Origin of the sequence: Lactonifactor longoviformis DSM 17459 (assembly GCF_900129135.1) — a bacterium.
GTDB lineage: Bacteria > Bacillota > Clostridia > Lachnospirales > Lachnospiraceae > Lactonifactor > Lactonifactor longoviformis.
This window is the reverse complement of the sequence record NZ_FQVI01000058.1, coordinates 1-5,515: the sequence shown is the minus strand read 5'-3', so window position 1 is coordinate 5,515 and position 5,515 is coordinate 1. Positions and strand designations below refer to the sequence as shown.

Here is a 5,515-nt window from a genome sequence, read left to right as displayed (position 1 = left end):
AAAAAATAAATACGGCGTCAGAGCCAAATTCACATCCGGCACCAGCGACAAAAATTCTATCAGAACGTAAGATATATTCAATGCCAGAGCATAAAACAAACCCAATGTCAGAGGATGAAATAGATGTGGCATCGGATTCAAAGACAAATGCATCACCAGAATCTAATGAAGAAATCTGTCGTTTCCATACTAAGAAAATGCTTGTGTCGCAACTAATTGATGAATGGTTTCATGACCATAGATTCAAGATAATGGAATCTACCTCCTACGAATACGAAAAGTGCATACCATTTGTTAAAGACTACTTCGCAGGCTTTTACATTGACGACATCACTCCCGATATGGTATATGAATATATTATTTTTTTAAAGAATAAATATTCTGCACTATCTTCCGGAAGAATTTACTACAAAATACTGCAATTGAGCCTAAAATATGCAATGAATTATCACTACACAAGCTATAATCCTGCTGCAGAAATCTTCTATCCCAGGCCACCCAGAGCCGAAATCAAGCCATTTTCAGAAGCAGAATATAAGTTGCTAATCACAGCGCCTGGTCCCGACTGGGTACGCAATGGTATTATTATTGCTTTTCGAACCGGAATGAGAAGAGGTGAAGTATATGCGCTTAAGTGGTCAGACATTAATTTGGAGCAGAGATACATTTCTGTGCAACGAGCAATTAGTAGCGCATGCTCGAAAACTATTCTTAAAACTACCAAAACACCTGCGGGTATGCGCAGGATAGATATTGATAGTAAATTGGTCGCATTTCTGACTGATTTAAGACAAAACAGCCCGAATGAAACCTTTGTATTTCCTGGAACAGCTAGGGAATATCGGGTCCCCTGGAATATATCCAAGGAGTTAAAAAAAATGTGCGAGAAAGTAGGAATACCTCCTAGAGATTTTCATGCTTTGCGTCATACGCATGCTTCTGTACTCCTTGCGCATGGCGTACATCCCAAAATAGTTCAGGAGCGCCTTGGACATAGTAGTTGTCAAATAACAATGGATACATATAGTCACATACTCCCAACAATACAGAACACAGCGGTAAATGTGATGGAAAACATATAGATTTTGCAGAATAAAGGGAGAATTGTTGCTTACATTAGCGTTTTTATACTAAAACAGTTTTGATACGAACATTTAACCAAATGCACCAATATAGTGTCTAATATTGCGTTATAGCGCAATAAAACCTAATCTTCTATTAAATGTTTAAGGCGCCCTGGATAATCAAGGCGCCTGTTTTTAACATTTCTCAAATAATGTGCATATTGGTACTTCGAGGGCATCTGCGATCATAAAAACTGTATCCAGCGATACCCCTACATCCATGTTTGACGCCTCTATGTTGCTAAGATGCGTCCGGCTGATACCTGCCTGCTCCGCAAGTTCCGCTTGGGTGTATCCTTTAATCTTTCGGTAATAGGCTATTGTAAGACCTAGTACCCTGTGCTTATCATTAAACAAACGTTTCATCAACTCCTTATTGTAAAATGCAAATTATATATGTGCAATTGTATCATATTATATGAAATATGTCGATTATCGTCGAGTCTTTTTGCTTTACATGTATTTTGTGGTTTTGTATAATCAAGCTATGGAGCTTTCTTCCATCAAATTCCAGTTTAATTAATTAACCAAATACCACCTGTCCATTTTCCTGCATGTATACTGACGGAGAAGGCTGTCTGTCTCCCGCTTTCAGATATCTGCAGTTCGCCGCTACAAGAGCCTCTGCCATGATCGGTACAACACTATTTCCAATACGTTTAACCCTCTCACTTATCGGATAGTTCTTCCAGTTGTAGTCCCGGCTGATTATATAATCTTTCGGGAACCCTTGCATTACCTTTAATTCTTCCGGGTTGAGCATCCGAAGGTATATATCCCTCAGGATGTACTTTTCTCCATTTATTTCTGTCACAACATTCACTAAGCCAAATCTATCCTTCGTGGTTATCGTCCCGAGTGGAGAAGAAAGCTCCTGTCCGCAACCCGTACCGTAATATTTAATCAAAAACGCTGAAACTAAACCAAAATGTCCCGGCGATGTTGTAATCGTATGAAGTGGTTCGTCGCACCCTTGTCCAATTCCTGTTTTATAAAATTTTGTTACAAATGCCGTGACCAAACCATATCTATTACTTGTGTCTATTGTTTTAATTGGTTCTGTCAGAAGCTGCCCCCTGGAATCTCCCTGTTTTGTCTCTCCATGATACTGAATCAGAAATGAGACAGCCTCTTTATTTCTGACAATATATGGCTCTGAATTGTTCACCACATATTTAACATACCCATTAGCAATCCTTTTCATCGTGGCATCCGCAAGTGGTTTCGGACGGTCAAATATAGACTTACCGAGGTCTGACCAATAAATGAAGTCTCCACATTGTTTCCATCTCTGCTTACCGTCACTACCCGTTTTACTATGCGTCGGCTCCGGCCAGATTATCGGTTTTCCACCCGCCGAAAAATTGCATACCAGCGTTTGCGAGTTGTCGGCGCTCCATAGTCTGCGGCTACCAGTTCTCGGCTATCGAAATCATACCCAAGGGATTTCATAGCGGAGATAAATTTCTGGTAATCCTCGCTCTTTCGCTCTGGAATGGGTTTTCCCTTCTCGTCCAGCGGTCCCCACTGCTGTATTTCTTCCACATTCTCCATTATTATCACATCCGGGAGTATTTTCCTGGCGTGCTTATACACTGCCCAGGGCAATATCCGCAATCCATGTTTTCGTGGCTGCCCGCCTTTGGCTTTACTGTGGCTGGTGCAATCTGGCGAGGCCCACATGAGAGCCACATGCCTACCAGCTACATATTTCTGTAGATCCACTTTAAAAATATCCTCTGTCAGGTGGATCGTCCCTGGATGATTTGTCTTGTGCATCCTTATAGCCTGTTCATCGTGGTTAATGGCGATAGCCACGGTACGCCCCAAGGCCATTTCTATTCCTACGCTGGCCCCGCCTCCACCGGCGAAGCAATCAATAATTATATCGTCTTTCATCTTCAAAAGGAGCCGCTGCAGCTTTTATCCGGATAGCTCCGCCTCCTTTCTTTTATTCAGTTAAACTAATTCCAGTTTAATGGAATATACTCATAGTATTTGAAAAAATGTTCCTTGTCATTTGGTGTCACATGGAATGCCCAACATGGGCAACTCCGTTTATGTTCTTTATATTCCAGCCACCATCCAACACAGCATTCACCATCTTCATTTCTGCCCGCCCTATGTCTTGCATATCCATTGCCAATAGCTAAATACACCTGGTTTTGTTTTCCGCTATATTCAAGCTCTCTTTTTGCAATTTCTATCGCCTGTTCCTTAGAGTATTTCTCTTTGCTGACCGCCAGATTGTCATATCCCCCATAAAATATATCAAAATCAAACTTGCTCATCTTCCACCTGCTTTCATATGCATAATCTTAACATTCCATAACACGGATGTTTCTCTAAATAATATTTCCCTCTCTACCGGAACGAAAACCGGTTTTCAACTGTTTTTGCACATTTTAGAGTGTATCTATTGTATCTCCACTGTCCAAATTTAACCATTCCATCCACGCTTCAACTGTGTCTGGATATTTATCTGGTTGCTGCTTAATCCTATGCAACAAATGTGCCATCCTTACCTTATCCAAACTTCTAATGGCCTGTGATTTATTATTCATTCTACCAAACTCATCCTTCATATTCTCACCTCAAATCTTAAGTCTCTGGTCTATACGGTTCCGGTAGCGGCATCCAGGCAGTGACTTTTTCATCCCATCTATAAGTTCTCCATTTGCTGCCAGACCAATTAGCTATTGTAACAATTCCATCCCAGGTTGTTGTCAGTACTGGATATTTTGTTTTCGGCAACCGCTCCTCCACCGGAATCCAGCCGGTCAGCATCTTGCCGTCCATGATTTCTTCCGGAGTCAGGCCGGTAGCTTCATATTCTCTTAATCTTTTATAATATATTTGTTTTTCAGAGTCTCCAAACAGTATGGTGCCTTGTGTTAATCTCTCCATAATATTCCTTTCCCGGCTTGAGCCGTAAACTCATAAGTTGCCGAAGTAAGAGCAGATTTATCGGTATACCTTATATACTGTCCTGTTTTGAATTCTTTACACTGTCCTATATAAAGCTTTCCACTGTGCCTTGCTTAGTTTTCTTTTATAGCATAGATATTTCATACTACGTACCTTATATTCTTTTAGTTCATCTGCGGCCTGCTTTCCCTTTCCCCCTAATGCGGTATACATTTCCAGCGTCGGGGATACAATCCCTAATTCTCTGTTAATTCTGTTGCTGCATATGCAGCGCGGAGGCTTTGGCCAGTGTTTTATCATATACTCTGTATAAAATGGTTTTTTATTTTTTCTCATAAATACTTTTCTCTTTTATAATCCAAATTTATTAGTATCTCGCAAGGAGCCCTATGAAAAAAATATCTAAAACTCCAACTATATTTTTTGATTCATTTGAGGCAGCACTGCTGTATGAGGAATTCTTGCAAATTCCAAACAACCCCTTCGGATTTTCAATCCCCCCAGACTTTATTGTCAGCTCACATTTTATGATCACAATGATCAAAACCGCTTATGCAGTAAAAGGATGGGATTATATTGATGATTGCTAGTCAAAAGGTAGCTCTTCCTGATCGTTGTCAATTTTCATAAAACCAGAATCTTCTTCAGCATCTATTTCGCACGCAAATGCTTCAAGGCTTAAATTTTCATTTAGTTTTTTCAAATCCAGAACATAACACCTCTGGCGTATGTTAACATCATTACTATTATTGTCGCGCTCTTTAAAGTTTCTTAACCCATAGTCCAACCAGTATGTTTCCCGACGTAACTGCCTGGTGAATTGCCGTATCCCAAGGACCTCAACATCGGATACATTAAATTCGCGTATATATTTGGTAAACTCATCATATATAAGATTCAAGCGCAAGCACAGCTCCCCAGTTGATTCATTGATTGTGTAGTCATAATCCTTGCGGATCCGATTTTTCAGTGCCATTACATCAAATGTCTGGATGATTAAATCAACCGCGCTATTTACCTTGCTGCTGCCATCCAGGGAGTTGTAAGTATTATTAATAATGGATTCTTGTACCAACTTATCTGAAATTCCAGCCTCTTCCCAGAAATCCAATCCAAAAGATTCATACAGCTCTTTTATAAGCAAAATTCCCAGATATACATTAGATATTCCAAGGATTGTCCTGGTTTCAAAATCCATCCTCTCAAACACTCGACTTTTCTGTATTAACCCGTCCACCGCATCATCCGGCATATTCATCACCAGCATGAGCAAGGCTTTACCCAGCCCGTTTAGCCTCAGCTCATGCTTGGAGAGATTTCGGTATGATTTAGTATGTTCAGTTGTCCGGTCACTCTTCGCAAACTGCACGTCGATGATGCGTTCTTTAATAGCGGTCTCGTCAAAAGAAGATTCCCCCACCAAACATATAGGGCTCCTCCGCAGGTAATTTACTACGGATTGG

At 40.6% G+C, this 5,515-nt stretch carries 10 protein-coding genes; 2 read left to right on the top strand and 8 right to left on the bottom strand.

From position 1 onward, the window contains the following. A partial coding sequence (locus BUA56_RS22155) for a tyrosine-type recombinase/integrase (RefSeq protein ID WP_207650966.1) occupies window positions 1-1,082 on the top strand: 1,082 nt, incomplete at its 5' end. A gap of 177 nt (window positions 1,083-1,259) precedes the next feature. Here the strand turns inward: BUA56_RS22155 and BUA56_RS22150 are convergent. The 7 genes from BUA56_RS22150 to BUA56_RS22125 all read right to left on the bottom strand — a co-directional run bounded on the left by BUA56_RS22150 (window position 1,260) and on the right by BUA56_RS22125 (window position 4,388). After that, window positions 1,260-1,490: a helix-turn-helix domain-containing protein gene (locus BUA56_RS22150; RefSeq protein ID WP_072854922.1), complete on the bottom strand. Its 231-nt coding sequence runs from the start codon at window positions 1,488-1,490 to the stop codon at window positions 1,260-1,262. Window positions 1,491-1,647: 157 nt separating this feature from the next. Beyond that, the gene (locus BUA56_RS24025; protein ID WP_341443536.1) at window positions 1,648-2,328 is read right to left on the bottom strand and encodes a DNA cytosine methyltransferase; all 681 of its coding nucleotides are present in this window, start codon (window positions 2,326-2,328) and stop codon (window positions 1,648-1,650) included. A gap of 134 nt (window positions 2,329-2,462) precedes the next feature. Continuing rightward, window positions 2,463-3,023, bottom strand: coding sequence for a DNA cytosine methyltransferase (locus BUA56_RS24020; RefSeq protein WP_341443537.1), 561 nt, complete (start codon window positions 3,021-3,023; stop codon window positions 2,463-2,465). A gap of 65 nt (window positions 3,024-3,088) precedes the next feature. After that, window positions 3,089-3,415: a hypothetical protein gene (locus BUA56_RS22140; protein ID WP_072854921.1), complete on the bottom strand. Its 327-nt coding sequence runs from the start codon at window positions 3,413-3,415 to the stop codon at window positions 3,089-3,091. Between the two features lie 114 nt (window positions 3,416-3,529). Next, window positions 3,530-3,709, bottom strand: coding sequence for a hypothetical protein (locus BUA56_RS22135; protein ID WP_072854920.1), 180 nt, complete (start codon window positions 3,707-3,709; stop codon window positions 3,530-3,532). A 16-nt stretch (window positions 3,710-3,725) separates the two neighbouring features. After that, entirely contained in the window at window positions 3,726-4,031 is a 306-nt protein-coding gene (locus tag BUA56_RS22130) for a DUF551 domain-containing protein (RefSeq protein ID WP_072854919.1), read from the bottom strand. Between the two features lie 96 nt (window positions 4,032-4,127). Continuing rightward, window positions 4,128-4,388 carry a hypothetical protein gene (locus BUA56_RS22125; protein WP_072854918.1) on the bottom strand — a complete coding sequence of 87 codons (261 nt, stop codon included), beginning with the start codon at window positions 4,386-4,388 and terminating at the stop codon, window positions 4,128-4,130. Window positions 4,389-4,441: 53 nt separating this feature from the next. Here BUA56_RS22125 and BUA56_RS22120 point away from each other — a divergent pair, with 53 nt between their 5' ends. After that, window positions 4,442-4,642, top strand: a complete 201-nt coding sequence (locus tag BUA56_RS22120) for a hypothetical protein (RefSeq protein WP_072854917.1) — start codon at window positions 4,442-4,444, stop codon at window positions 4,640-4,642. Here the strand turns inward: BUA56_RS22120 and BUA56_RS22115 are convergent. Beyond that, window positions 4,639-5,515, bottom strand: an 877-nt coding sequence (locus BUA56_RS22115) for a hypothetical protein (RefSeq protein ID WP_207650965.1), incomplete at its 5' end; no start/stop codon positions are given. The two genes, BUA56_RS22120 and BUA56_RS22115, sit on opposite strands and share 4 nt — an antisense overlap.